General features: G+C 42.8%; 32 protein-coding genes. All 32 read left to right on the forward strand.

Translation table 11 applies throughout. The annotated features are described in order from the left end of the window. Positions 1-3: 3 nt before the first annotated feature. The gene (gene rplK, locus J7K40_11740) at positions 4-426 is read left to right on the forward strand and encodes a 50S ribosomal protein L11 (protein MCD6163067.1); all 423 of its coding nucleotides are present in this window, start codon (positions 4-6) and stop codon (positions 424-426) included. Positions 427-554: 128 nt separating this feature from the next. Continuing rightward, on the forward strand, positions 555-1256 hold the full coding sequence (locus J7K40_11745) for a 50S ribosomal protein L1 (protein MCD6163068.1): 702 nt from the start codon (positions 555-557) through the stop codon (positions 1254-1256). Continuing rightward, positions 1246-1779, forward strand: a complete 534-nt coding sequence (locus J7K40_11750) for a 50S ribosomal protein L10 (protein ID MCD6163069.1) — start codon at positions 1246-1248, stop codon at positions 1777-1779. Before J7K40_11745 ends, J7K40_11750 begins: the two co-directional genes overlap by 11 nt. A gap of 140 nt (positions 1780-1919) precedes the next feature. Next, positions 1920-2291 (forward strand): 50S ribosomal protein L7/L12, encoded by a 372-nt coding sequence (gene rplL / locus J7K40_11755; protein MCD6163070.1) that lies wholly within the window; start codon positions 1920-1922, stop codon positions 2289-2291. Positions 2292-2347: 56 nt separating this feature from the next. Beyond that, positions 2348-6130, forward strand: a complete 3783-nt coding sequence (gene rpoB / locus J7K40_11760) for a DNA-directed RNA polymerase subunit beta (protein ID MCD6163071.1) — start codon at positions 2348-2350, stop codon at positions 6128-6130. A gap of 43 nt (positions 6131-6173) precedes the next feature. Next, positions 6174-10247, forward strand: coding sequence for a DNA-directed RNA polymerase subunit beta' (rpoC, locus tag J7K40_11765; protein ID MCD6163072.1), 4074 nt, complete (start codon positions 6174-6176; stop codon positions 10245-10247). Between the two features lie 66 nt (positions 10248-10313). Then, on the forward strand, positions 10314-10688 hold the full coding sequence (locus J7K40_11770) for a 30S ribosomal protein S12 (GenBank protein MCD6163073.1): 375 nt from the start codon (positions 10314-10316) through the stop codon (positions 10686-10688). Positions 10689-10706: 18 nt separating this feature from the next. Next, positions 10707-11177 carry a 30S ribosomal protein S7 gene (gene rpsG, locus J7K40_11775; GenBank protein ID MCD6163074.1) on the forward strand — a complete coding sequence of 157 codons (471 nt, stop codon included), beginning with the start codon at positions 10707-10709 and terminating at the stop codon, positions 11175-11177. Positions 11178-11309: 132 nt separating this feature from the next. Continuing rightward, positions 11310-13394 (forward strand): elongation factor G, encoded by a 2085-nt coding sequence (fusA, locus tag J7K40_11780; GenBank protein MCD6163075.1) that lies wholly within the window; start codon positions 11310-11312, stop codon positions 13392-13394. A 64-nt stretch (positions 13395-13458) separates the two neighbouring features. After that, the gene (tuf, locus tag J7K40_11785) at positions 13459-14667 is read left to right on the forward strand and encodes an elongation factor Tu (protein MCD6163076.1); all 1209 of its coding nucleotides are present in this window, start codon (positions 13459-13461) and stop codon (positions 14665-14667) included. Positions 14668-14672: 5 nt separating this feature from the next. Next, positions 14673-14981, forward strand: a complete 309-nt coding sequence (gene rpsJ / locus J7K40_11790) for a 30S ribosomal protein S10 (protein ID MCD6163077.1) — start codon at positions 14673-14675, stop codon at positions 14979-14981. A gap of 15 nt (positions 14982-14996) precedes the next feature. Then, on the forward strand, positions 14997-15617 hold the full coding sequence (gene rplC / locus J7K40_11795) for a 50S ribosomal protein L3 (protein MCD6163078.1): 621 nt from the start codon (positions 14997-14999) through the stop codon (positions 15615-15617). Positions 15618-15628: 11 nt separating this feature from the next. Beyond that, positions 15629-16258 (forward strand): 50S ribosomal protein L4, encoded by a 630-nt coding sequence (gene rplD / locus J7K40_11800; GenBank protein MCD6163079.1) that lies wholly within the window; start codon positions 15629-15631, stop codon positions 16256-16258. Next, entirely contained in the window at positions 16255-16545 is a 291-nt protein-coding gene (locus tag J7K40_11805; GenBank protein ID MCD6163080.1) for a 50S ribosomal protein L23, read from the forward strand. The genes rplD and J7K40_11805 overlap by 4 nt, the downstream gene beginning before the upstream one ends. Before the next feature lie 9 nt (positions 16546-16554). After that, a complete protein-coding gene (rplB, locus tag J7K40_11810; protein MCD6163081.1) occupies positions 16555-17379 on the forward strand; it encodes a 50S ribosomal protein L2 in 825 nt (274 codons plus the stop codon). A 31-nt stretch (positions 17380-17410) separates the two neighbouring features. Beyond that, positions 17411-17698: a 30S ribosomal protein S19 gene (gene rpsS, locus J7K40_11815; GenBank protein ID MCD6163082.1), complete on the forward strand. Its 288-nt coding sequence runs from the start codon at positions 17411-17413 to the stop codon at positions 17696-17698. A 12-nt stretch (positions 17699-17710) separates the two neighbouring features. Then, on the forward strand, positions 17711-18085 hold the full coding sequence (gene rplV, locus J7K40_11820) for a 50S ribosomal protein L22 (protein MCD6163083.1): 375 nt from the start codon (positions 17711-17713) through the stop codon (positions 18083-18085). Further along, positions 18085-19077: a 30S ribosomal protein S3 gene (rpsC, locus tag J7K40_11825; GenBank protein MCD6163084.1), complete on the forward strand. Its 993-nt coding sequence runs from the start codon at positions 18085-18087 to the stop codon at positions 19075-19077. Before rplV ends, rpsC begins: the two co-directional genes overlap by 1 nt. A 2-nt stretch (positions 19078-19079) precedes the next feature. Then, the gene (rplP, locus tag J7K40_11830; protein ID MCD6163085.1) at positions 19080-19502 is read left to right on the forward strand and encodes a 50S ribosomal protein L16; all 423 of its coding nucleotides are present in this window, start codon (positions 19080-19082) and stop codon (positions 19500-19502) included. 2 nt (positions 19503-19504) lie between these two features. After that, on the forward strand, positions 19505-19756 hold the full coding sequence (locus J7K40_11835) for a 50S ribosomal protein L29 (protein ID MCD6163086.1): 252 nt from the start codon (positions 19505-19507) through the stop codon (positions 19754-19756). Continuing rightward, on the forward strand, positions 19746-19997 hold the full coding sequence (gene rpsQ / locus J7K40_11840) for a 30S ribosomal protein S17 (protein ID MCD6163087.1): 252 nt from the start codon (positions 19746-19748) through the stop codon (positions 19995-19997). The genes J7K40_11835 and rpsQ overlap by 11 nt, the downstream gene beginning before the upstream one ends. A gap of 16 nt (positions 19998-20013) precedes the next feature. Beyond that, complete coding sequence (gene rplN, locus J7K40_11845; protein ID MCD6163088.1) at positions 20014-20382, forward strand: 50S ribosomal protein L14; 369 nt, start codon at positions 20014-20016, stop codon at positions 20380-20382. 25 nt (positions 20383-20407) lie between these two features. Beyond that, entirely contained in the window at positions 20408-20719 is a 312-nt protein-coding gene (rplX, locus tag J7K40_11850; protein ID MCD6163089.1) for a 50S ribosomal protein L24, read from the forward strand. Positions 20720-20722: 3 nt separating this feature from the next. After that, entirely contained in the window at positions 20723-21262 is a 540-nt protein-coding gene (gene rplE / locus J7K40_11855) for a 50S ribosomal protein L5 (GenBank protein ID MCD6163090.1), read from the forward strand. 10 nt (positions 21263-21272) lie between these two features. Then, a complete protein-coding gene (locus tag J7K40_11860) occupies positions 21273-21458 on the forward strand; it encodes a type Z 30S ribosomal protein S14 (protein ID MCD6163091.1) in 186 nt (61 codons plus the stop codon). A 15-nt stretch (positions 21459-21473) separates the two neighbouring features. After that, the gene (rpsH, locus tag J7K40_11865) at positions 21474-21872 is read left to right on the forward strand and encodes a 30S ribosomal protein S8 (protein ID MCD6163092.1); all 399 of its coding nucleotides are present in this window, start codon (positions 21474-21476) and stop codon (positions 21870-21872) included. A 13-nt stretch (positions 21873-21885) separates the two neighbouring features. Next, positions 21886-22425, forward strand: coding sequence for a 50S ribosomal protein L6 (gene rplF / locus J7K40_11870; GenBank protein MCD6163093.1), 540 nt, complete (start codon positions 21886-21888; stop codon positions 22423-22425). 2 nt (positions 22426-22427) lie between these two features. Further along, complete coding sequence (gene rplR / locus J7K40_11875; GenBank protein ID MCD6163094.1) at positions 22428-22793, forward strand: 50S ribosomal protein L18; 366 nt, start codon at positions 22428-22430, stop codon at positions 22791-22793. A 20-nt stretch (positions 22794-22813) separates the two neighbouring features. Beyond that, entirely contained in the window at positions 22814-23320 is a 507-nt protein-coding gene (gene rpsE, locus J7K40_11880; protein ID MCD6163095.1) for a 30S ribosomal protein S5, read from the forward strand. Beyond that, positions 23304-23486, forward strand: coding sequence for a 50S ribosomal protein L30 (rpmD, locus tag J7K40_11885; protein ID MCD6163096.1), 183 nt, complete (start codon positions 23304-23306; stop codon positions 23484-23486). The genes rpsE and rpmD overlap by 17 nt, the downstream gene beginning before the upstream one ends. A gap of 2 nt (positions 23487-23488) precedes the next feature. After that, entirely contained in the window at positions 23489-23932 is a 444-nt protein-coding gene (gene rplO / locus J7K40_11890; GenBank protein ID MCD6163097.1) for a 50S ribosomal protein L15, read from the forward strand. Further along, a complete protein-coding gene (secY, locus tag J7K40_11895) occupies positions 23926-25236 on the forward strand; it encodes a preprotein translocase subunit SecY (GenBank protein MCD6163098.1) in 1311 nt (436 codons plus the stop codon). Before rplO ends, secY begins: the two co-directional genes overlap by 7 nt. The last annotated feature ends 2 nt before the right edge of the window (positions 25237-25238 follow it).

A 25238-nucleotide genomic window follows, 5' to 3' on the forward strand; every position in this document is an offset into this window, starting at 1 on the left:
GTTGTGGCTAAAAAAATAATAGGTACAGTCAAACTTCAAATACCGGCGGGCAATGCCACTCCGGCGCCGCCAGTAGGTCCTGCTTTGGGTCAGGCAGGCATAAACATTATGGAATTTTGCAAAGCCTTCAATTCCCGAACTAAATCTCAAGCCGGCTTGATTATTCCAGCTGTTATTACTGTTTATGCTGATAAGTCGTTTACGTTTATTACTAAAACGCCGCCGGCAGCAGTTTTACTGAAAAAAGCCGCCAAACTTGAAAAAGGCTCGGGAGAGCCTAACAAAAATAAGGTTGGCGTTGTCAAAAAATCCCAAGTCAGGGAAATTGCAGAACTTAAGATGACAGATTTAAATGCCGGTTCTGTTGAAATGGCTGAGAGAATGATTGAGGGTACCGCCCGTAGTATGGGCATCGAAGTTCGGTGATAATCAGGTATTGAAAAGCTGAAATAATTTAAAAGGTAAAATTACTTTTAATGGTTTGATAGTTGGAACAAAGAATAATTATTTCTTAGGATAAATAAGGTCGTTAAGGGGAGACCAAAGGAGTTTAGTTGAAAAGAGGAAAAAAATACAAAGAAGCCGCGGAAAAAGTGGAAAAAACCAAAGCTTATACCCTGGCTGAGGCTTTTGAAGTTATTCGTAAAACCGCGACTGCCAAGTTTGATGAGACTATTGAGGTCTCATGCCGTCTGGGGGTTGACCCCAGAAAAGCCGACCAGATGATTAGGGGAACCGTATTGCTTCCCCATGGCACCGGCAAAAAAGTGCGAGTGCTGGTATTGACGAAAGGTGAAAAAGCCTCCGAAGCTGAGGCAGCCGGAGCGGATATGGTCGGCGCTGATGATTATATCGAAAAAATTAAAGGTGGCTGGGCTGATGTTGATGCTATTGTAGCGACACCGGATATGATGGGAAGCATCGGACGCCTTGGCAAGCTTTTGGGACCTAAGGGGCTTATGCCAAACCCCAAAGCCGGTACGGTAACTAATAATATTGCCAAAGCGGTTAAAGACTTGAAAGCCGGTAAAATCGAATACCGGGTTGATAAAACCAGCAACATCCATTGCGGTGTCGGAAAACTGTCATTTAACGATGAACAATTAATCGATAATGCTAAAGTGTTTTTCGGAGCGATTGTTAGAGCCAAGCCAGTATCTGCTAAGGGAACATATATGAAAAATGCTTCTATATGTTCGACGATGGGACCTGGAATAAAATTGGACACATCAGAAATTTTAACTTTTGCCAGGTAAGGTTTATATGCCGACTAAAGAAAAAGAAAATAAGATTAAACTTATTAAAGATAAAATCGCCGATTCTAACTGTATTATTGTAACGGATCACACCGGCGTAAATGTTAATGACATTACAATCTTAAGGCGAGAACTGAAAAAAACCAATGCCGAATTACGAGTCGCTAAGAATACTCTAATGTCTTTAGCAGTTAAAGAAACGGAACTGGAAAAACTGACTGATATTTTTGTCGGACCATCCTCATTGGTATTTGGCTTTGATGATCCGTCGGTTCCAGCCCGGATAATCTATGATTTTGGAAAGAAAACCGATAAGCCTAAAGTGAAAGCATTCGTTCTTGAAAATCGACTTTTGAGTGTAGAGGATTATAAAAAAATCGCTCAATTGCCGCCCAAAGAACAGGTTTTGGCTATGGTTGTTGGCGCTGTACAGGGGCCAATCACCGGATTTGTAATGACACTTGATGGTGTTATCAGGAATTTTATCGGTTTAGTGGATGCGTTAGCTGAAAAGAAAAGTTGAAAGTTTATGGCAAAATGACAACGCTTCTGATTGCTTGAATTGACCGTCAAATATTAGCAATCTGTCAAAGTAGCTGTAAGCTTTAAATAATGACGGAGCAGGAAAGTACAAAAGAAAATAGTTAAAAGTAGAGGTTTGAAATGGGTAATAAAATTGAAGAAGCTTTCGATATTATTAAAGAGATGACAGTAATAGAATTGTCTGATTTATCAAAAAAAATGCAGGATGAATTCGGTGTTTCTGCCGCTATCGCTGCCGCTCCTGCCGCTGCCGCTCCGGCTGCTGCCGAAGAGGAAGAACAAACAGAATTTAATGTTGTTTTGGAATCTATTGGCGACAAGAAAATTCAGGTTATAAAAGCCGTGCGCGAACTCACCAGTCTTGGCTTGAAAGAAGCTAAAGAAGTGGTCGATAAAGCTCCAGGCAATGTCAAAGAAGGCGTTAGTAAAGAAGAAGCGGAAGCAGCCAAGACTAAACTTGAGGAAGCCGGCGCTTCTGTTCAGATAAAATAAGTGATTTGATTAGATAACATTAATATTTATCATTTAATTGATATGGGAGGGACTTCGTGAGTTTAAAGAATGGAAACGGACGAGTCTCTTTTTCCAGGCTTGAGACTATTTTAAAGCCGCCGCACCTTTTAGCGGTTCAGACAGATTCATTTGAAAGCTTTATGCAGGCTAAGGTTGATCCTGATGAAAGGAAAAACCAGGGTTTGCAGGCAGTCTTTCAGTCTATGTTCCCTATTACGGATGTCCATGAGATTTATTCTTTGGAATTCGTGAGGTATACTATTGAGGAGCCGAGGTATTCAATGGTCGAATGCCAGGAACGCAATATGTCTTTTGGGTCAGCTCTTAAAGCTACCCTGCGTTTAGTCGTTAGGGAAGGCGAGGGCGAGGATGCCAAGGTAAAGGATATTATCGAACAGGATGTGTTCTTAGGTGAACTTCCCCAAATGACCGAAAAGGGAACCTTTATTATTAATGGCGCCGAAAGAGTTGTGGTTAGTCAGCTCCATCGTTCTCCCGGTGTTTTCTTTGATGAGACTATTCATCCTAACGGCAAAAAACTTTTTTCCGCCAGAATTATTCCATACCGCGGTTCATGGGTGGAATTTTCTCTTGATATTAATGATATAATGTTTGTCCATATTGATTCGCGCCGCAAACTATCCGCTACCACGCTTTTGAGGGCTATAGGCATTTCGACGGATGAAGACCTACTCAATACTTTTTGCAAAGTTAAAACGGAATCGTTTTCCTCGAAGAAGGCTCCAAAACTGGTAGATAGGTTTACAGCCGCTCCGATTGTCGACCCGAACACCGGCGAGATCATTATAGAAGCCGGCGAACTACTTGCTGAAGCTGATATTGAAAAACTTGTAGAATTGCAAATCTCAAAAATAAAATTGATTGATATTAACCTGGCTCACGAAACTCCGGTAATCATTAATTCTATTGCGAAGGATAAAAAGGAAAATATCCGCGACGAAGAGGGTGCTCTTCAGCGTCTGTATTCTTTGATTCGTCCGGGTGACGCTCCTACTATGGAATTGGCCAAATCCCTTCTTGAAAGGATGTTTTTTAATCCCAAGCGGTATGATCTTGGCGAAGTAGGCCGTTATATGATAAATCAGCGGCTTAACCTCGATATCCCTGTTGAGCAAACTGTTCTGGATAAAACTGATTTTATTTCCATAGTTAAATATCTTATCGACCTTCGAAATAATATTGGTGATGTTGACGATATTGACCATCTTGGCAATAGACGTTCGAGGTCGGTGGGCGAGCTTCTCGGCAATCAGTTCTCAATTGGATTGTCGCGCATGGCTAGAACAATCAAGGAAAGAATGAGCCTAAGAAGCGATGAGACTCCTACGCCTCACGAATTGGTTAACGCGCGAACCGTGTCATCGGTGATAGATACTTTTTTCGGTTCGTCCCAGCTTTCCCAGTTTATGGATCAAACTAATCCTTTAGCGGAACTTACGCATAAGAGAAGATTGTCGGCTTTGGGACCAGGCGGACTAACAAGAGAGAGAGCCGGTTTTAAAGTTAGGGATGTTCATCATACACATTATGGAAGAATGTGCCCAATCGAAACCCCAGAGGGTCCTAATATCGGATTGATTAATTCTATGGCAACATACGCTCGAATCAATAAATATGGTTTTCTCGAAACGCCATACCGCAAAGTTATTAAAGGTAAAGCAACTAATAAAATCGAATATCTTACTGCCGATGTTGAGGACCGATTTATTGTTGCTCAAGCTAACGAACCAATTATGGAAAACGGAGAATTCACTAACAAGATAATCACCGCAAGAAAAAAAGGCGACCTTGTTTCCGTTACACCTAAAGAGATTGCTTATATGGATGTTGCTCCTATGCAGCTTGTTTCAATAGCAGCGTCATTAATACCGTTTCTTGAGCATGATGATGCTAACCGGGCTTTGATGGGGTCGAATATGCAGCGCCAGGGAGTCCCGCTTTTAGAAACTGAATCGCCTATTATCGGAACCGGTATTGAGGGAGTTGCCGCTATCGATTCGCATGCGGCTATTACCGCAAAAAGAAGCGGAATGGTCGAATACGCCTCAGCTGAGCAAATTATTATTAAACCTAATGTCAAAGATATGAATAAATCTTTAGACATTATGGATTTTGATACATATAAATTGCTGAAATTTGCCCGCTCCAATCAGGATACCTGCATTAGTTATAAACCGATAGTCAAGGCAGGCATGGAGGTTAAGGCTGGCCAGCCAATCGCTGATGGCCCGGCTACTTCAAATGGCGAATTGGCGTTGGGCAAGAACGTATTAGTAGCTTTTATGCCTTGGCGCGGTTATAATTTTGAGGATGCTATTATTGTTTCGGAAAGATTAATTATCGATGATGTCTTTACTTCTATTCATATCGAAACTTTTGAAATTCAGGTGCGGGACACTAAAAGGGGCACTGAGGAAATAACTCGTGAAATACCTAATGTTTCCGAGGAAGCGTTGGTAAATCTCGATGAAACAGGCATTGCCAGAATAGGTGCCGAAGTAGAAGCCGGCGATATCTTAGTCGGCAAGGTAACGCCTAAAGGCGAAACAGAACTTTCTCCCGAAGAGAGATTATTGCGGGCAATTTTTGGCGAAAAAGCCGGTGATGTCAGGGATGCTTCCCTGAAAGCCCCTCCGGGGATGAATGGAATTGTTATTGACAGCAAACTTTTTTCTCGAAAAAGCCGTTCGTCCGATGAAGCTAAGAAACAGGAACGAAAAGAAATATCGAGAATAAAGAAAGATTTTGCCAAACAGATAGACTATATCGTTCAATTGCGAAATACGCGGATGGGCGAATTTCTTGCCAACCAAACCTCGCGAGTAGTCAAAGACGAAAATGGTGAAATAATAGTTAAACCCGGCTCAAAAATCCATAAGGATACATTCATTAGTTTCAAAAGCGCTGTTATAACTGCTGAAAATGGTTTCGTTGCTGATGAAAAATTAAACAAAGAAGCTATTAAATTATGCCGGCAAGCCAAAGATCTGATAGCCAAAAAGGAATCTCAACGAGAGATAGAAATAGAAAAAGTAGTTCGCGGCACTGAATTGCCTCCGGGAGTAGTACAGCTTGTCAAAGTGAAGATAGCGATTAAACGGCATCTCTCCGTTGGCGATAAAATGGCTGGCCGCCATGGAAATAAAGGCGTAATTGCCAAAATTGTGCCGATTGAAGATATGCCGTATTTACCTGACGGCACTCCTTTGGACATCCTCTTGAATCCATTGGGCGTGCCATCACGTATGAATGTTGGCCAGCTTCTTGAAACACATCTTGGCTGGGCTGCTAAAGAATTGGGACTGAAAATAGCTACGCCTGTTTTTGATGGTGCAACCGAAGCTCAAATCAAAGAATACTTGAAAAAAGCCGGACTTCCCGAAAACGGCAAATCTGTCGTCTATGATGGTTTTACCGGCGAACCGTTTGCCAATGAAATTACGATTGGCTGCATTTACATGATGAAGCTCTCACATTTGGTTGACGACAAGATACATGCCCGTTCCATCGGACCATACTCGTTAGTTACGCAGCAGCCTTTGGGCGGTAAAGCTCAATTTGGCGGGCAGCGGTTTGGTGAAATGGAGGTTTGGGCATTAGAGGCTTATGGCGCTTCCCATGTTTTGCAGGAAATGCTGACCGTAAAATCTGATGATGTTGCGGGCAGATCGCGCATATACGAAGCTATTGTGAAGGGTGAAAATCCTCCCGAACCGGGCGTGCCCGAATCGTTTAATGTTCTTGTCAAAGAGCTTCAGGCTCTTGGGCTGGATGTTGAATTGGTAGAGAAAGAATAACTTTCAAGTGGAAATATTAATGCCATTGCGTAGGAGACTTTAAGTGGTCGATCCTTTTGCCAAAAATCAGAGGAAGCCGTCGGACATTACAGCTATAAAAGTCCAACTGGCTTCACCGGATGTCATAAGAGAATGGTCTTATGGTGAAGTTACAAAACCTGAAACGATCAATTACAGGTCGTTTAAACCGGAACGAGAGGGCTTGTTTTGCGAAAGAATTTTCGGTCCGGTAAAAGACTGGGAATGTAATTGCGGGAAATACAAACGCATAAGATTCAGAGGTATTGTTTGCGACCGATGCGGCGTTGAGGTTACTCAATCTAAAGTGCGGCGCGAGAGGATGGGACACATTGAACTCGCCGTTCCTGTAACTCATATATGGTATACTCATTCGCTGCCAACCAGAGTTGGCTATCTCCTTCATATGCCCGTCAAAGCGTTGGAAAAGATAATTTATTACCAGTCGTATGTTGTTATTGACCCGGGCAACACTTCGCTGAAATATAAAGAAATAATTTCCGAGGAAGAATGTTTCGAGCTTGAAGATGAGGGCAAAAAATTTGACGCCAGAATGGGAGCTGAAGCTGTTCGGGAGCTTTTACGGAAATTGGATATCGAAGAACTGGCTGTTTCGCTTCGAGCGCAGGTTAAAGTTGAAACCTCCGTACAGCGGAAAAAAGATACGCTTAAAAGACTTAGAGTAATCGAAGCGTTCCGTCAATCCCAAAATAAGCCCGAATGGATGGTAATGGATGTTATTCCGGTTATTCCGCCAGACCTGCGTCCACTGGTTCCTCTTGAGGGAGGCAGGTTTGCCACCTCGGATTTAAATGATTTATATCGGCGGGTTATTAATCGTAATAATCGTCTTAAAAAACTTATCGAAATTAAAGCTCCTGAAGTTATTTTGAGAAACGAAAAGCGAATGCTTCAAGAAGCCGTCGATGCCCTGCTGGATAATGGACGCCGCAGCCGTTCTGTACGCGGCGATTCCAAACGTCCGCTAAAGTCATTGTCCGATTTATTGAAGGGCAAACAGGGCAGATTCCGTCAAAACCTGCTGGGTAAACGAGTCGATTACTCCGGCCGCTCGGTTATCGTGGTTGGCCCCGAATTAAAACTCCACCAGTGCGGGCTGCCAAAAAGCATGGCGCTTGAATTGTTTAAGCCCTTTATTATCCATAAACTCGAAGAAAAAGGGTATGTCCAAACCGTAAAATCAGCTAAACGATTGGTCGAACGGGAACGTCCCGAAGTCTGGGATATCTTGGAGGAAATAATCGAAGATCACCCGATTATGTTAAACCGCGCGCCAACACTTCACCTTCTCGGCATCCAGGCATTTTTCCCAGTACTTGTCGAGGGTAAGGCAATCAGGCTTCACCCGCTTGTTTGCGCCGCTTTCAATGCCGATTTTGACGGCGACCAAATGGCGGTTCATGTGCCTTTGTCATTCGAGGCTCAATTGGAAGCGCGGCTGTTGATGCTGTCGGTTAATAATCTGCTTCTGCCGTCATCCGGCAAACCGGTAGCGGTGCCGTCTCAGGATATCGTTTTAGGATGCTATTATCTTACTAAAGAACGGCATAATGTTAAGGGCGAAGGAAAGATATTCGCCTCCGCGAATAATGTTATTTATGCTCAGTCAATGAAAGAAATAGACTTGCATGCGATAATTAAAGTTCGGATAAACGATGATGATAAAGAACTGTTGGAGACAACGCCCGGTAGAGTAATCTTTAATGAAATTATTCCCGATGAATTAGGCTATTTTAACGAAGCGGCGACTAAGGGAAATTTGGGAGAATTGGTTTTCAAATGTTTTCACAAAGCGGGAATCGCTGTAACTGCGAAATTTTTAGATAAGCTTAAAAAGATTGGCTTCGAATACGCTACTCTGGGTGGAATTACAATCGGTATTGATGATTTAGTCATACCAAAAGAAAAAGAACTTCTGGTTAAAAATACCTATAAAGAAGTTGAAGAAATTACTAAAATGCATAAAAGCGGCGCTATTACACAGGGCGAACGCTATAATAAAGTAATTGACGCATGGACTAGAACAACATCCGCAGTAACCGAGGCGCTATTCGACAATCTTGCTATTCTCAATGAAGGTTTTAATCCTGTATATATGATGTCAAGGTCAGGCGCCAGAGGTTCGAAAGACCAGGTTCGCCAGTTAGCTGGTATGCGCGGATTGATGGCTAAGCCGCAGAAGAAAGTCATTGGTCAGATAGGCGAAATTATTGAAACCCCGATTATTGCTAATTTCCGCGATGGCTTAACGGTGCAGGAATACTTTATTTCAACTCATGGCGCTCGCAAGGGTTTGGCTGATACAGCCCTGAAAACCGCCGATGCCGGTTATCTTACGCGCCGGTTGGTTGATGTTGCCCAGGATGTTATTATCACAGAGGATGATTGCAATACTATATTAGGTCTTAATGTCTCAGCATTAAAAGAGGGCGAAGAGGTTATCGAGTCCCTTGCCGACCGCATCATTGGCCGAGTAACTCTTGAAGATGTTATTCATCCGATCACCAATGAGGTCTTAGTCGAATCCGGAGATATGATTACCGAAGAGACTGCCAAGGAAATTGAAGATGCGGGAGTCGAGTCGGTTTATATTCGATCGGTATTAACTTGCGAGGCTCGCCGGGGCGCTTGCGCTAAATGTTATGGGTCAAATATGGCCTCCGGCAATCTGGTTGAAATCGGCGAGTCTGTTGGGGTAGTCGCTGCTCAATCAATAGGCGAGCCCGGTACGCAGCTTACACTAAGAACATTCCATATTGGTGGTACTGCTGCTGTTATTGCCGAACAATCAAAAATCGAATCCCGCCATTCTGGCAAAGTTGTTATTAAGGATGTTCGATCAGTTCCCACAAGAGAAGAAGGCTGTCAAATTGTTTTGTCATCAAAAGGCGAAATACAAATCGTTGATGAAAAAAATCGAACTCGCCAAAAATTTTCTATCCCTTATGGCTCAACATTAAAAGTGATGGATGGTCAGGAAATAGAAAAGGGCACTATTATTTTTGAGTGGGATCCGCATACAAATTATATCCTTACCGATAAAAAAGGCATTGTTGAATTTGTAGATATTATCGAAAATGTTACATACAGGGAAGAACTCGATGAATCAACCGGCTTATCGGCGAGGATGATTATTGAACAAAAAGATAAATCGAAGCGGCCGCAAATAAGGATTCTCAATGAAAACGGTAATCGTATTGCCAATTACCCCGTTCCCACATTAGCCAACCTTGTAATAAAGGATGGTCAGGAAGTTATAGCTGGTGATTTGCTGGTTAAAATTCCTCGTGAAATCTATAAAACGAAAGATATTACCGGCGGTTTACCAAGAGTTGCCGAGTTATTCGAAGCGCGTCATCCTAAAGACCCCGCAGTTGTTACGGAAATCGATGGTACGATTGAATATGGGAAAATAATTAGAGGCAATCAGCAAATTATAGTTAGTGCCGAACATGAAGAAGTTAAAGAATACTTAGTGCCTCACGGTAAACATATGAGGGTTCATAACGCTGATAGGGTAGATTCCGGAGATAGATTATGTGAGGGTCCGATTGACCCGCATGATATATTGAAAATCAAAGGTCCTAACGATGTGCAGGAATACTTAGTCAACGAGATTCAGGAAGTTTATCGTCTTCAAGGCGTTAGAATAAATGATAAACACATTGAAGTTATTGTTCGACAGATGCTGCAGAAGGTTAGAGTTGAAGAAGTTGGCGATACCAATTTCCTTGAGGGTGATCAGGTTGATAAATTCCGATTCAATGATGAGAACCAGCGGGTTATTTCCGAGGGCGGCGAACCGGCGACATTTACACCCATATTAATGGGGATAACTAAAGCGGCTTTGTCGACCGAGAGTTTTATCTCGGCCGCCTCATTCCAGGAAACTACTCGTGTTCTCACTGAGGCTGCCATTAACGGCAAACAGGACAATCTCCTTGGTTTGAAAGAAAATGTTATTATTGGACATCTGATTCCTGCTGGCACAGGTCTGGAAGAGTATAATAAAATAGAAATTGAGGAAGAAGAGAAAGAAGAAGAAACGGAAAAGGAAACTGAATCAACAATTATCTAAAAAATGCTTGACAATAGCAAATTTAAGAGTATTTTAAAATTTTGTTTTTGAATAACGGAGGTTCGATTGCCGACAATAAGTCAGTTAATAAGAAAGCCAAGGAAGCGGATTCTCACGAAACCGACAACACCGGCTTTGAAAGGGTGCCCGCAAAAACGGGGCGTCTGTACCAGAGTGTATACATCCACTCCCAAGAAACCTAATTCGGCTTTGCGTAAAGTTGCTCGTGTAAGGCTGACTAATGGGATTGAAGTAACTGCCTATATTCCAGGCGAAGGTCACAACCTTCAGGAACATTCCATTGTTCTTATTCGCGGCGGCCGCGTAAAAGATTTGCCCGGAGTGCGCTATCATATTATAAGAGGCACTCTCGATACGGCCGGAGTAGAAGATCGTAAAAACAGCCGTTCAAAATACGGCGTTAAAAGACCGAAGAAGTAATAAACTGTTGAGGTAGTTGTGCCGAGAAAGTGCGCACCATTAAAAAGAGAAAGAATGCCTGATCCCCGCTATAACCTTCAATTGGTTTCGCAATTTGTTAATTGCTTAATGGAGCGGGGGAAAAAGCAGGTTGCCGAAAGAATATTTTATAATGCAATGGATATCATCCAGGAAAAATCCAATGAAGCACCTCTGGATGTATTCCATAAAGCATTAACTAACGTTAAACCATTATTAGAGGTAAAGTCCCGCCGAGTAGGTGGCGCCAATTACCAAGTGCCTATTGAAGTAAGACCTGACCGTAGAGTAGCTCTCGCCATCAGATGGTTGATTAATTACTCGAACAGCCGGCCTGAAAAAACAATGGCTGACAAGCTAGCTAATGAAATCCTCGCCGCTTCTCGTAATGAGGGCAGTTCTGTAAAGAAAAAAGAGGATACTCATAAAATGGCTGAAGCCAACAAGGCATTTGCTCATTTCCGTTGGTAGGTTGGGATAAAAGGTTGTATTTAGACGATTCTTTTTACATAGGAAATTAAAATATCGGTTCTAATCCGCTGCTGCGTGCTTAGCTCGATTGTTTATGTTTCCGCACATTGTAAAAACAGCAGTGGTTTTTTTATGTCAATGAATCTGGAAAAAACAAGAAATATCGGAATTATGGCTCATATTGATGCTGGCAAAACTACTACCACAGAGCGTGTGCTCTACTATACGGGTCTGACTCATCGGATAGGAGAAGTCGATGACGGTGCGGCTGTTATGGATTGGATGGACCTCGAAAAAGAACGCGGTATTACTATCACATCCGCGGCCACTACTGTTTATTGGAATGATTATCGCCTCAATATAATCGATACGCCCGGTCATGTTGATTTTACTGTTGAAGTGGAAAGATCGCTCAGAATCCTGGATGGAGCAATTGCTCTTTTCTGCTCCGTCGGTGGAGTCGAACCGCAATCCGAAACTGTCTGGCGTCAGGCGGATAAATACAGAGTTCCGCGCATTGCCTATGTTAATAAAATGGATCGTATCGGTGCCGATTTCTTTGGCGCTGTTGATATGATGAAAAAAAGATTAGGTGCCAATGCCGTTCCTATTCAGATACCTGTTGGCTCGGGAGATTTGTTTACCGGCATTATTGATGTTATAGAAATGAAGTCCAGGACTTTCGATGAGGAAACGCTTGGCGCAACTTATTACGATAGCGATGTTCCCGATTCCCTTATGCAGCAAGCCGAAAAAACCCGCGAAGAACTCTTGGAAATCCTCTCCGAATATGATGATACGCTGCTGGATAAGTTTGTTAACAATGAACCAATAATGATTCATGAAATAAAAAACGCCCTTCGGAAAGCCACGCTTAAATCAGAAATATTTCCGGTAATGTGCGGGTCATCTTTTAAAAATAAAGGCGTTCAGAAGATGCTTGATGCAGTAGTTGATTATCTGCCATCCCCTCTCGACCTGCCTCCTGTTATAGGACATATTCCGGATACGGAAAAAGAAATAACCAGAAAACCATCTGAAGATGAACCGTTTGCAGGCTTGGTATATAAAATAATTGTCGATCCATACGTCGGAAAACTCACCTATTTTAGGATTTATTCAGGCAAGATACAAGCAGGTTCTACCATATTTAACGCTACAACCGGCAAAACCGAAAGAGTTTCTCGGCTGCTTCTGATGCATTCTAATAAGAAAAATGATGTTCGCGAAGCGTGTGCTGGCGACATTGTTGCCGGTATCGGGTTTAAAAATACCGCCACTGGCGATACGATATGTGATAAAAAGCACCCTATTATCCTCGAGCAAATGAATTTCCCTGATCCGGTAATTTCTATTGCTATCGAACCTAAAACAAAAGCAGACCAGGAGAAGTTAGCTATTTCATTATCTCGCTTGGCTGAGGAGGATCCGACATTCAAAGTGAATCAGGATGAAGATACCGGCCAGACAATTATCTCGGGAATGGGAGAACTTCACCTTGAAATATTAATTGATAGGATGGTTAGGGAATTTAAGGTTTCGGCTAATGTAGGTAAACCACAGGTTGCTTATAAAGAAACCATCTCGAAAATCGCCAAATGTGAGGGGAAATTCATCAAACAAACCGGCGGCCGCGGCCAGCATGGTCATGTCAAGTTAAGAATAGAACCATTAGAAACCGGATGTGATTTTGAATTTGCCAGCGAAGTTACCGGCGGGGAGGTCCCAAAAGAATATATTCCCGCAGTTGAAAAAGGTGTTAGAGAATCCCTTGATAATGGAATTATCGCCGGCTATCCTACCGTGGATATCAAAGTTGTGCTTATTGGCGGAAGTTTCCATGATGTCGATTCATCCGAGTTGGCATTCAAAATAGCCGGGGCGATGGCTTTCCAGGATGGTCTCAGGAAGGCGGCGCCTGTGCTTTTGGAGCCTATAATGGATGTTGAAGTGGTCGTGCCCGAGGAATATCTTGGCGATATTATCGGCGACCTGCAAACCAGACGCGGTAAGATCGAGGGAATTGCTCAGCGGCCTGATGCTAAAGTTGTGGCAAGCGAAGTGCCGCTATCCGAAATGTTTGGTTATGCAACTAAACTGAGGTCGCTTTCTCAGGGAAGGGCAGTATATTCGATGCAGTTTGCGCATTATGCGAAGATGTCTCAGCAGGTAAGTGATAAAATTGTTAAGAAAGTTAAAGGATATGTTTATCATTAAATAGGGACGTTATTTTTATTTTTTAGTGATTTGATAATGGAAAATAAAGTTAAGGAGATGACTGATGGCCAAGGAGAAATTTGAGCGAACGAAACCGCATGTGAATGTAGGTACGATAGGTCATGTTGATCATGGCAAGACTACATTAACGGCGGCGATGACGATGATATTGGGTCGCAAGGGTCAGGCGGCGGTTCGCGATTTTGATTCGATTGACAATGCTCCGGAGGAGCGTGAGCGCGGCATAACGATAGCGACGGCGCATGTTGAGTATGAGACCGATAGGCGTCATTATGCTCATGTTGATTGTCCTGGTCACGCCGATTATGTTAAGAACATGATAACGGGTGCGGCCCAGATGGATGGCGCGATATTGGTAGTTAGCGCGGCGGATGGTCCGATGCCTCAGACGCGCGAGCATATATTATTGGCACGTCAGGTAGGAGTTCCTTACATAGTTGTATTCATGAACAAGATAGACCAGGTAGATGATCCTGAGTTATTAGACTTGGTGGAGCTTGAGGTACGGGATTTATTGAGTCAGTATCAATTTCCGGGTGATGACATTCCGATAATTCGTGGTTCGGCATTAGAGGCTATGAATCGCGGCGCTGATGAGAGCGTACCTTATGATGATCCTGCTTTTAAGTGTGTGCATGAGTTGATGGATGCGGTAGACAGCTATATACCGGAGCCGAAGCGTGATATTGACAAGCCGTTTTTATTGCCGATAGAGGATGTATTTTCGATAACGGGTCGAGGTACGGTAGGAACGGGTCGAGTTGAGCGCGGCAAGATAAAGACCGGTGATCCTGTTGAGCGTGTTGGTGTTAGGGAGACTCGCAAGACGGTAGTAACGGGTGTTGAGATGTTTCGGAAGATATTGGATTATGCTCAGGCGGGCGATAATGTAGGTTTGTTATTGCGCGGAGTAGATAAGAATGATCTTGAGCGCGGCATGGTTTTGGCGGCGCCTGGCAGTATTAAGCCGCACAAGAAGTTTAAGGGAGAGGTATACATTTTGACGAAGGAAGAGGGTGGTCGTCACACGCCGTTTTTCAATGGTTATCGTCCGCAGTTTTATTTTCGGACGACGGATGTAACAGGTACGGTGAAGCTTCCGGAAGGTGTTGAGATGGTAATGCCTGGTGATAATGTAACAGTAGAAGGCGAGTTAATAACGCCGATAGCGATGGAGAAAGAGCTTCGTTTTGCTATCCGTGAAGGCGGCCGCACCGTAGGCGCCGGCGTTATTAGCGAAATAATAGAGTAATTAAAATGGATAGCCAGAAAATAAGAATAAGACTCAAGGCGTATGATCATGTCTCCCTTGATAGGTCTACTTTAGAAATTGTTAATACTGTAAATCGAACCGGAGCAAAAATTATCGGACCGGTGCCGTTGCCGACTAAGAGGACTGTTTATACTGTTCTGCGTTCTCCGCATGTTGACAAGAAATCGCGGGAACAGTTTGAGACCAGGATTCATAAAAGGTTGATTGATATTTATGATTCCAATCCTCAAACAGTCGACTCATTGATGAGGCTTGATTTGCCGGCCGGTGTTGATGTTGAAATTAAAGTCTAAGGATAGTGCGTCAAAATGAAAACATTGTTTGGTTTTAAAATAGGAATGACACGGGTCTTTGACGAGATAGGAAACATGGTGCCGGTAACTGTAATCCAGGCAGAGCCCCAGCATGTTATCGGTATAAAGACTAAGGATAAAGACGGCTACAATGCCTTAAAAATAGGTTTTGGCGAAATTCGCAAGAAACTTGTCAAAAAGCCGGTAGCTGGTCAATTTAAGGAAGCGGGCATCGAACCGCGCCGTCACATCAGGGAAATAAGAACTGAATCTGACGTTGACAGCAAGATTGGTGATGCCATTAATGTTGACATTTTTGCAGCTGGCGAAAAGGTTAACGTTACGGGAATTTCTAAAGGTCTTGGCTTTCAGGGCACTGTTCGCCGTCATGGATTCAAAGGCGGACCCAAAACGCATGGCCAGTCTGATAGACTGCGGGCGCCTGGTTCAATTGGTCAATCTTCATATCCATCCCGGGTTTGGAAAGGCATGAAAATGGCTGGTCATATGGGTAATGAAAAAGTTACTACTAAAAAACTGTTGATAAATTCGGTAGAACCCGAACATAACTTGATTTTAATTCGCGGTGCAATCCCCGGCAAGCCCGGTGGGCTGTTGAAAATCGTTAAAGCATAGGTGTGATTGCGATGGCTGAAGTAAAAGTATTTGATATTGACGGAAACAACAAAGAAAGCAGGCAATTGAACGGTCCGCTGTTTAATTCAGAGGTAAAACCGCATCTGCTTCATGAATATTCTGTTGGTTATTTGAGAAATCAACGTCAAGGAACCGCTTCTACAAAAACCAGAACTATGGTAAGAGGCGGGGGGCGAAAACCATGGCGTCAAAAAGGAACCGGTAGGGCAAGAGCAGGCACTAAGAATTCGCCTTTGTGGGTTGGCGGCGGCGTTGCTTGGGGACCTCACCCAAGAGATTATTACCGGGATATGCCCAAAAAGTTTAAGCGCGCGGCATTAAAATCAGCATTTTCTGATAAAGTCGCCAACGATCGAATAAGAATTGTCGAACTGCCCGAATTGGAAGAACCCAAATCTAAAATTATCGCAGGGTTTTTAAAAGGACATGAAATTTATCATAAACGAACGCTAATACTTTATGAGGGCGTAAATAAAAATCTGGGCATGTCATGCCAAAATATAAAATGGCTTGCGGTGAAACGTTCAGTATTAGTAAATCCATTTGACCTTATATGGGCTGAACATATCCTTATTACACCTGATGCCTTGCAAAAAATAGAGGAGGTATTTGGTAATTGAAAACGGCAGAAAACATAATTAGACAGGCTGTTATTTCTGAAAAGGGAACCCTTTTGAGAGATAATGAAAATTGCTATGTTTTTAAGGTTCATCCCTCGGCCAATAAAATAGAAATAAAGAAAGCCATTGAAAAGGCTTTTGATGTTAAGGTTTTGAATATCAAAACAATTAACGTAAAAGGTAAAACCAAGCGGTTGGGACGATTCGAAGGCAAACGCTCTTCTTGGAAAAAAGCTATGATTAAGCTAAAAGAAGGCGATTCAATCGATATCTTCGAGAATGTGTGAGGCAGCTAAATGGGACTAAAGAAATTTAAACCGACGACTCCTAGCCGTCGCTATATGACAGTTTCCGATTTTTCGGAGATTACTCATGGCTATCCCGAAAAGAGTTTGTTGAAACCTATTCGGAAAACGGGCGGACGATGCAATACCGGACGAATTACAAGCCGGCATATAGGCGGTGGTCATAAAAAGCATTATCGTATAATTGATTTCAAACGTGAAAAAATCGGTATTCCAGCCAGGGTAGCTTCAATAGAATATGATCCTAATCGGTCGGCCAGGATTGCATTATTGTTTTATTTTGATGGCGAGAAAAGATATATCATAGCGCCGCTGAATCTAAAGGTTGACGATATCATCCAGACTACCGATAAGCTTGAAATTAAACCCGGCAATAATCTTCCTTTGGAAAAAATTCCTCTTGGAACTGATATTCACAATATCGAACTCAAAGCCGGCAAAGGAGCGCAGATGGTTCGTTCGGCTGGTACGATGGCAACGCTTTTAGCTAAGGAAGGGAATTACGCTCATGTTCGCCTGCCATCCGGCGAAGTAAGGCTGATTCATTTAAAGTGTCGTGCTACTATTGGTCAGGTCGGTAATATCGACCATGAAAATATAAATCTTGGCAAAGCCGGCCGTTCCAGATGGCTGGGAAAACGTCCTAAAGTAAGGGGCGTTGCCATGAATCCGGTGGACCACCCTATGGGCGGCGGCGAAGGACGCTCGTCGGGCGGACGACATCCTTGCAGCCCCTGGGGACAATTTTCTAAGGGACTAAAAACACGCAAGAAAAAACACTCTGATAAGATGATTATTAAGAGACGAGGGAAATAATATCCCGATGGACTATACAGGAGGTTTTTAAATGACCAGGTCTTTGAAAAAAGGACCATACTTGGATGCTAGCTTAGTGAAGAAAGTTAAGGCGCTGAACGATAGCAGCGAAAAACGCGTTATCAAAACATGGGCGCGCCGTTCGACTATTCCACCTGAATTCGTAGGACACACGCTGGCGATTCATAATGGAAATAAATTTATCCCCGTATATATAACTGAAAATATGGTAGGCCATAAACTCGGTGAATTTGCTCCTACGAGAATATTTAGAGGGCATTCAGGCAAGCTTACCGACAGGTCTGTCACTTTAAAATAGGTTATGATTATTATGGAAGCTAAAGCAACTTCAAAATACATTAGAATGTCGCCTCGAAAAATCCGTCAGGTGGCGGAATTAATTAAAGGTCGCAAGTATGTCGATGCAAAAGGTATCCTGACATTTATGCCCAAAGCGGCCAGTCAGGTTCTTTTGGCCACCATGAAATCTGCGGCGGCTAATGCTATATCAAAAGAGGGTTCGGCAAAAGTAAAGGTTGAAAACCTCTATGTTAAGAATATACAAATTAATTCCGGCCCAATCCTAAAAAGAATTAGACCGGTTGCAATGGGAAGGGCTTTCAGAATTCGTAAAAGAACCTCCCATATTAATATTGTTCTGGCTGAGAAAAAAGCCTCAACAGTTAGACCAGGTAAGGAGGCTTAGTGGGACAGAAAACTCACCCATACGGGTTGCGGCTTGGAATAGTTAAGCCATGGAAATCTCGCTGGTTTGCCGCTAAAAATTTCGCTGATTTGCTGCAGGAAGATTTGCTCATACGGCGCTATGTTTCTAAGCGTTTGGATCATGCCGGCATTGCAGACATACAAATTTTAAGGGCTCCGAAAAAAGTGTCAATTGATATTCATACTGCAAAACCAGGCATAGTAATCGGTAGAAAAGGCACAGAAGTAGATAAGCTGAAGGAAGAACTTCAACTTCTGTCGGATAAAGAAATTCTGCTGAATATTGTTGAGGTTAAAAAGCCGGAGCTTTCTGCTTCGTTGGTTGCTCAATCGATTGCTCAACAGCTTGAGGGCAGAGTGAATTTCCGTCGAGCTATGAAAAAAGCCGTAGCCGCTTCAATGAAAAGCGGTGCCGAGGGAATCAAAGTAGTCTGCGGCGGACGTCTCGGCGGCGCCGAAATTGCGCGGTCTGAAAAATATCACAAAGGAAGAGTCCCGCTTCATACCCTGAGAGCAGATATCGATTATGCCGCCGTTACAGCGCATACTACCTATGGCTGTATCGGAATAAAAATCTGGATATGTAAGGGCGAAATCGTTGAAAAAGAGAAGGTTAATGCCAGACTCTTAGGCGAGGACATTGCAGACAAAGACGAAAAACCAACCGAACATCGTCAAAAACCCAGAAGAAGCAGAAGAGGCGGCGATAGCCATAGACGTCCCTTTGTTGGCGGTAAAAAACCATCAGCTAAAGATCTCGATAAGTCAAAAAAATATCGCCGGGAAGATAGCAGAACTGAAAAAAGACAACATCCGGATGCTTCCCCCAAAACAGATACTGGCAAAAAAGAAGGCTCTAAGAAAGCTTCAAAGAGCTATTCAAAAACTAAAGCTTCCGGTGATGCTAAAATAGATAAAAAACCAATTAAAAAACCTGATGCCTCAGGCGGGTCGGATAAGGAGAAGAAGTAAGTATGCTTACCCCGAAGAGAGTGAAATTCAGGAAACAACAACGTGGCAGGCGTAGAGGTAAAGCTTATCGCGGCAGTAATATCGATTTCGGTGAATATGGCTTAAAAGCTCTCGAACCGGCATGGATAACCAATAGACAAATTGAAGCTGCCAGGGTTGCCCTTACACGTCATATTAAAAGAGGCGGCAAGGTTTGGATTAGGATATTTCCCGATAAACCGGTTACTTTCAAGCCCGCCGAAACTAGAATGGGTAAAGGCAAAGGCTCGCCCGAATACTGGGTAGCTGTTGTAAAGCCAGGCAGAATTCTGTTCGAACTCGAAGGTGTTGCCGAATCTGTGGCAAGAGAGGCTTTAAGGCTGGCTGATGCCAAACTGCCTATCAAAACCAGATTCGTTTCGCGTCAGGATATTACAAAGGATTAGTGATGAAAGCTCGTGAGTTAAGAGACCTTACTTATGAAGAAGTTCTTCAAAAAAGGGAAGAGGTCAGAAAAGAAATCTTTAATTTAAGATTAAGACAGGCAACTCGCCAAACTGATAATCCTTTAAAAGTGCGTGAGCTGAGGAAGGATTTAGCCAGAACTAATACTGTTATTAATGAACATGGTAAAAAAATTAACATTTTAGCTGATAATCCAACAGAAGTAAAAGACAGGCAGGGCGTTGATGAGAAATAGTCGTAAAATCAGAACAGGCACCGTAAAATCGGCGAAAATGGGGAAAACTATTGTAGTGGCGGTAGAAAGAACGCTAAGACACCCAAGATATGGCAAAATTATTAAACGAACGTCCAAAGTTTACGCCCATGATGAAAAGAATGAAGCAAAATTAGGCGATGTTGTACAGGTTATGGAAACACGACCTATATCTAAAACTAAAAAATGGCGCCTGACTAATATTTTAGAAAAAGCTAAATAGCAGGTGGTGAGCAGTTATGATACAGGAATATACCAGATTAACAATATGCGATAACTCAGGCGCGAAAATCGCCATGTGTTTTCGTATTCTCGGCGGTACCCGTCATCGCTATGGTAGAATTGGCGATATTATCGTGGTTACTGTAAAGGACGCAATTCCGGGCGGTACGGTCAAGAAGAGCGAAGTCTGTAAGGCAGTAATTGTACGCACTAAAAAGGAAATCCGCCGTAAGGATGGTTCTTACGTAAGATTTTCCGATAATGCCGCCGTGATAATAAATGATCAAGGCGAACCGCGCGGAACCAGAATCTTCGGCCCGGTAGCCAGAGAACTTCGCGAAAAGCAATTTATGAAAATCGTATCTCTTGCCCCGGAGGTTTTATAATTATGCAGTACACCGGGAGGATCGTATGAGAGTCAGAAAAAACGATACCGTAAAAGTTATTTCGGGCGACGATAAGGGAAAAATCGGCAAAATACTCAAAACTTTCCCTGATAAAAACAGGGTCATTATTGAGAATGTCAATCTTATCAAACGCCATACCAGACCAAGTCAGAAAAATCGTAAAGGCGGAATTGTTGAAAAAGAAGGCACTATTTCGGCAACTAATGTTATGCTTTATGATGTAAGAACCAATGCCCCTGCTCGAATTGGTTATAGACGATTAAAGGATGGCTCTAAAGTCAGAATTAATAAAAAATCAGGGGAGATTATTGAGTAAATTATGGCCAGGTTAAAAGAAAAATATCTAAGCGAGGTCAGACCTGAACTTCAAAAAAAGTTGGATTTTACAAACATTAATGAAGTTCCCAAAATTTCAAAAATAGTAGTTAATTCAGGCGTTGGCGAAGCGATAGTCGACCATAAGAAATTGGAATCTGTATCCAACGAGCTTATGATAATTACCGGCCAAAAACCGGTAGTTCGCAGGGCTAAAAAATCGATTTCAAATTTTAAGCTTCGTGAGGGTATGCCAATAGGTGTTTCCGTTACCTTGCGCGGCGATAGAATGTTCGAGTTTTATGACCGCTTGGTTAACGTTGCTATCCCAAGAATTAGAGATTTTCGGGGTGTGCCCGAAAAATCATTCGATGGCCGCGGCAATTATACGATTGGAATAACCGAGCAAATTATTTTTCCTGAAATAGATTATGATAAAGTGGATAAAATCCGCGGCATGAACGTAACGATTGTTACTTCAGCTAAAACGGATTCTGAAGCTTTCGAATTGTTAAAACTAATGGGTATGCCATTTAAAAAATAGAGGAGTTGGTGTGGCCAAAAAATGTAAAATCGCAGCTAGTTTGAAAAAGCCGAAATTTAATGTTCGTCAGAGTAATCGCTGCAGAAGATGTGGTCGCCCGCGCGGTTATATGAGACGTTTTGGGCTTTGTAGAATATGCTTTAGACAACTTGCGTTAGCTGGGGAAATCCCCGGCGTAACAAAAGCTAGCTGGTAGCAGGAGGACTTGGCTATGACTATGACTGACCCAATCGCCGATTATTTAACTCGTATTAGAAATGCCAGCAGAGCTTCAATAAGACGAGTAGAGATTCCGGCGTCTAATATGAAAAAAAGAATCACTGAAATCCTTCTGGAGAACAACTTTATTCGTTCAGTCGATTATATCGAGGACGATATACAGGGGGTTTTAAGGATTCGTCTTAAGTATACTTCTGATGGGATAAGCATTATCAAGGGGCTTGAGAGAGTTTCCACACCCGGCTTGAGAGTCTATCGAAATAGTAAAGATTTGCTTAAAGGCTCAAGAAAACCGGGTATGGTAATAGTATCTACATCATCAGGTATTATGACAGAAAAAAATGCCAACCAACAAGGAATCGGCGGCGAGGCATTATTCAGAATTTGGTAGGAGGAATTTCAATTTGTCACGAATAGGAAAATTGCCGATAGACATCCCCAAAGGGGTTAAAGTTGCCCGAAGTGGTGATGTTATTAATGTGGAAGGACCGAAAGGAAAGCTTTCTGAAAGTATCCACCCATTAATACAGACTGAAATAACTGATACCAATGTTGTTGTTAAACGTTCATCGGATTTGAAATATCATCGGTCGCTTCATGGCTTATCAAGAGCATTAATCGCCAATATGGTGATTGGTGTTACCGAAGGATTTAAGAAGAACCTTGAAATTATCGGTGTCGGTTATCGAGCAGAGAAAATCGGAAAAGTAATAACTTTTTATCTGGGATATTCCCATCCAATTACGCTTGTGCCCCCAGAGGAAGTAAGTATAGAGCTTGATGGGGCTAATAAAATACAGGTTTCAGGCATTAATAAACAGATAGTTGGCCAGGTGGCGGCTGAAATTAGATCGTTCAGGCCTCCTGAACCATACAAAGGCAAGGGAATTAAATATTCCGACGAAAATATTAGAAGAAAAGCCGGAAAGACGGCAGGCGCTTAATTATGGCAAATTTCGAAAAACAAAAAAACAGAGCTATAGCCAAACGCAAACTTCGCTCTAAGAGAAAATTGTTTGGCACATTGGAACGACCCCGGATGACAGTATATAAATCATTGAAGCATATCTATGCTCAGATTGTAGACGATCAATCTCAGAAATGCATTGTCGGAGCTTCAACTCTATCAAAAGAATTATCAGATTCAAAAATACCCAAAACAGAAAATGCTGTCAAGGTTGGCGAATTAATCGCCGTTCGAGCGAAAGAAAAAGGAATTACAGATATCGTTTTCGATAGATCGGGCTACCTTTATCATGGCCGCGTGAAGGCTGTTGCTGAAGGCGCTCGTAAAGGTGGATTGAATTTTTAATATAAAACTGAGAGGTTTCTTTGGCGCAGTTTAATCAGATAGATACCGAATTCGAAGAAAAAGTCATTAATGTGAATCGCGTTGCCAAAGTGGTTAAAGGCGGTCGGCGCTTTAAATTTACCGCTTTAGTGGCAACCGGCGATAAAAAAGGCAAAGTCGGAATCGGCTATGGTAAAGCATCTGAGGTTGCAGAAGCTATACGCAAAGCCTGCGAGGCTGCGCGTAAAAATCTGGTCAGAATCGATGTCCATGAGGGTTCCATTTCTCATGAAGTAATCGGTAAGTGCGGTGCTGCCAGCGTCCTTCTTAAACCAGCCTCGGCTGGTACCGGTGTGATTGCCGGCGGACCTGTCAGGGCGGTAGTCGAATCTGCCGGTATCCAGGATGTACTGACAAAGTGCCTCGGTACATCAAACCCCTTTAACGTTGTTAAGGCTACAATGAATGGACTTTTGCAGCTTAAAGAAATCGAGAGCCTTATCAAGGCTCGAACAGAAGCGGGAAAAGAAGATGGCAAATCAAATTAAAATTCAACAGGTAAAAGGCGTAGCGGGTTCCTCCCAGCATCAAAGACGAGTTCTGCGTGCATTGGGACTCCGCCGCCGCGAACATACTGTCATGCATTATGATACTCCGCAAATAAGGGGTATGATAAACAAGGTATTTCATATGGTAAAGGTGATTGAGGGGTAATGATGGATTTATCAAGCTTAAAACCAGCTCCGGGTGCAAAAAGTAATCGTAAAAGACTCGGACGAGGTCCCGGTTCCGGGTTAGGGTCGCAAAGCGGCAAAGGTCATAAAGGGCAAAAATCAAGATCCGGATATAAAAGCAGAGCCTGGCATGAGGGCGGTCAGATGCCAATGAATCGTCGGTTGCCAAAACGCGGCTTTACGAATATATTCAAAACTATTAGCCAGGTAGTTAACTTAAACTCCCTCGAAAAATTGAACTTGGATGTTATTGATAAAGATGTTCTTTATTCAAAAAAGCTGATACGGAGAAAAAGAATTCCTGTTAAAATACTGGGTACTGGCGATATAACAAAGCCGTTAACTGTAAAAGCTCATGCTTTTTCTAAGACAGCTATTGAAAAAATCGAAAAAGCGGGCGGAAAAGCAGAGGTAATCAAGTGTTAGGGAGTTTTAAAAACGTATTCAAAATCCATGAACTCCGTCAGCGGCTTCTATTTACTTTGGCCATTTTGGTTGTCTATAGAATTGGCGGTCATATACCGACACCCGGTATTGATGCGCATGCTTTGGGAGAGTTTTTCCAAACCGCCTCCGGGTCTTTATTCGGCATGTATGATATGTTTGTCGGTGGTGCCTTTAGTAAAGCAACTGTCTTTTCTTTAGGTATTATGCCGTATATCTCAGCTTCGATTATCTTTCAGCTTTTGGGAGCAGTAATTCCCTACTTCCAGAAACTCCAGAAAGAAGGCGAGGAAGGCAGGCGGAAAATCACCCAGTATACGCGTTATGGAACAGTGTTGATTGCCTCGCTGCAGGCTTTGGGAACCGCTGTGTTTTTAGAATCAATAACAACTTCATCCGGCGCTTCAGTAGTGCCCTATCCCGGCATTGGCTTCAAACTGCTGACTATGCTGACATTCACTAGCGGCACAATTTTTATTATGTGGCTGGGTGAAAAAATAACCGAACGCGGTATCGGTAACGGCATCTCCCTGATTATCTTCATAGGTATTATTGCCAGATTCCCGCAGGGCGTTATGGATGAAGCGCGCATGGTTTTAGGCGGCCAGCGGTCAATAATCGTAGAATTAATTATTCTTGCTTTTATGGTTGCTATTATTGCAGCGATTGTGCTGGTTACTCGCGCTCAGCGCAAGGTTCCGGTGCAGTATGCTAAACGCGTTGTCGGCCGTAAGGTTTATGGCGGAATGGCTACTCATATACCTTTATCAGTCAACACCGCCGGCGTTATTCCTATCATCTTTGCCCAGTCGATTATGTTTGCTCCAACAACTCTAACATCATTTTTCCCAAATTCCGAATTCATGCAGATGATTGCCTCATGGTTTGACCCGGGCGCTATAGTGTACAGTTTGGTTTATGGTTTAATGATTATATTCTTCGCTTATTTCTATACGGCTATTGTGTTCAACCCTATTGATCTGGCTGATAATATGAAGAAACAGGGCGGATTTATTCCCGGCATTCGACCAGGTCAAAAAACAGCTGAATATATCGATTACATCCTTACCCGTATCACGCTCCCCGGCGCTATGTTCTTTGCTCTGGTTGCGGTGTTGCCTTATGTTTTGATTAGAAAAATAGGCGTAACATTTTATTTTGGCGGCACAGGCTTGCTGATTATTGTCGGTGTGGCTCTTGATACGCTTCAACAAATTGAATCCCATCTTTTGATGAGGCATTATGACGGGTTTATGAAAAAAGGAAAAATGAAAGGCAGGTATTAGTT

It is taken from the genome of Candidatus Zixiibacteriota bacterium (assembly GCA_021159005.1).
Taxonomy (GTDB): domain Bacteria; phylum Zixibacteria; class MSB-5A5; order UBA10806; family 4484-95; genus JAGGSN01.

Coding starts and splice junctions, on each gene's coding strand:
- rplB (MCD6163081.1), top strand. CDS start 16,555: ATGGGACTAAAGAAATTTAAACCGACGACTCCTAGCCGTCGCTATATG.
- rplR (MCD6163094.1), top strand. CDS start 22,428: ATGGCAAATTTCGAAAAACAAAAAAACAGAGCTATAGCCAAACGCAAA.
- rplE (MCD6163090.1), top strand. CDS start 20,723: ATGGCCAGGTTAAAAGAAAAATATCTAAGCGAGGTCAGACCTGAACTT.
- rplP (MCD6163085.1), top strand. CDS start 19,080: ATGCTTACCCCGAAGAGAGTGAAATTCAGGAAACAACAACGTGGCAGG.
- rplX (MCD6163089.1), top strand. CDS start 20,408: ATGAGAGTCAGAAAAAACGATACCGTAAAAGTTATTTCGGGCGACGAT.
- rplO (MCD6163097.1), top strand. CDS start 23,489: ATGGATTTATCAAGCTTAAAACCAGCTCCGGGTGCAAAAAGTAATCGT.
- rpsH (MCD6163092.1), top strand. CDS start 21,474: ATGACTATGACTGACCCAATCGCCGATTATTTAACTCGTATTAGAAAT.
- J7K40_11835 (MCD6163086.1), top strand. CDS start 19,505: ATGAAAGCTCGTGAGTTAAGAGACCTTACTTATGAAGAAGTTCTTCAA.
- rplC (MCD6163078.1), top strand. CDS start 14,997: ATGAAAACATTGTTTGGTTTTAAAATAGGAATGACACGGGTCTTTGAC.
- rpsQ (MCD6163087.1), top strand. CDS start 19,746: ATGAGAAATAGTCGTAAAATCAGAACAGGCACCGTAAAATCGGCGAAA.
- rplN (MCD6163088.1), top strand. CDS start 20,014: ATGATACAGGAATATACCAGATTAACAATATGCGATAACTCAGGCGCG.
- tuf (MCD6163076.1), top strand. CDS start 13,459: ATGGCCAAGGAGAAATTTGAGCGAACGAAACCGCATGTGAATGTAGGT.
- fusA (MCD6163075.1), top strand. CDS start 11,310: ATGTCAATGAATCTGGAAAAAACAAGAAATATCGGAATTATGGCTCAT.
- rpsS (MCD6163082.1), top strand. CDS start 17,411: ATGACCAGGTCTTTGAAAAAAGGACCATACTTGGATGCTAGCTTAGTG.
- rplV (MCD6163083.1), top strand. CDS start 17,711: ATGGAAGCTAAAGCAACTTCAAAATACATTAGAATGTCGCCTCGAAAA.
- rplD (MCD6163079.1), top strand. CDS start 15,629: ATGGCTGAAGTAAAAGTATTTGATATTGACGGAAACAACAAAGAAAGC.
- rpsJ (MCD6163077.1), top strand. CDS start 14,673: ATGGATAGCCAGAAAATAAGAATAAGACTCAAGGCGTATGATCATGTC.
- rplL (MCD6163070.1), top strand. CDS start 1,920: ATGGGTAATAAAATTGAAGAAGCTTTCGATATTATTAAAGAGATGACA.
- rpmD (MCD6163096.1), top strand. CDS start 23,304: ATGGCAAATCAAATTAAAATTCAACAGGTAAAAGGCGTAGCGGGTTCC.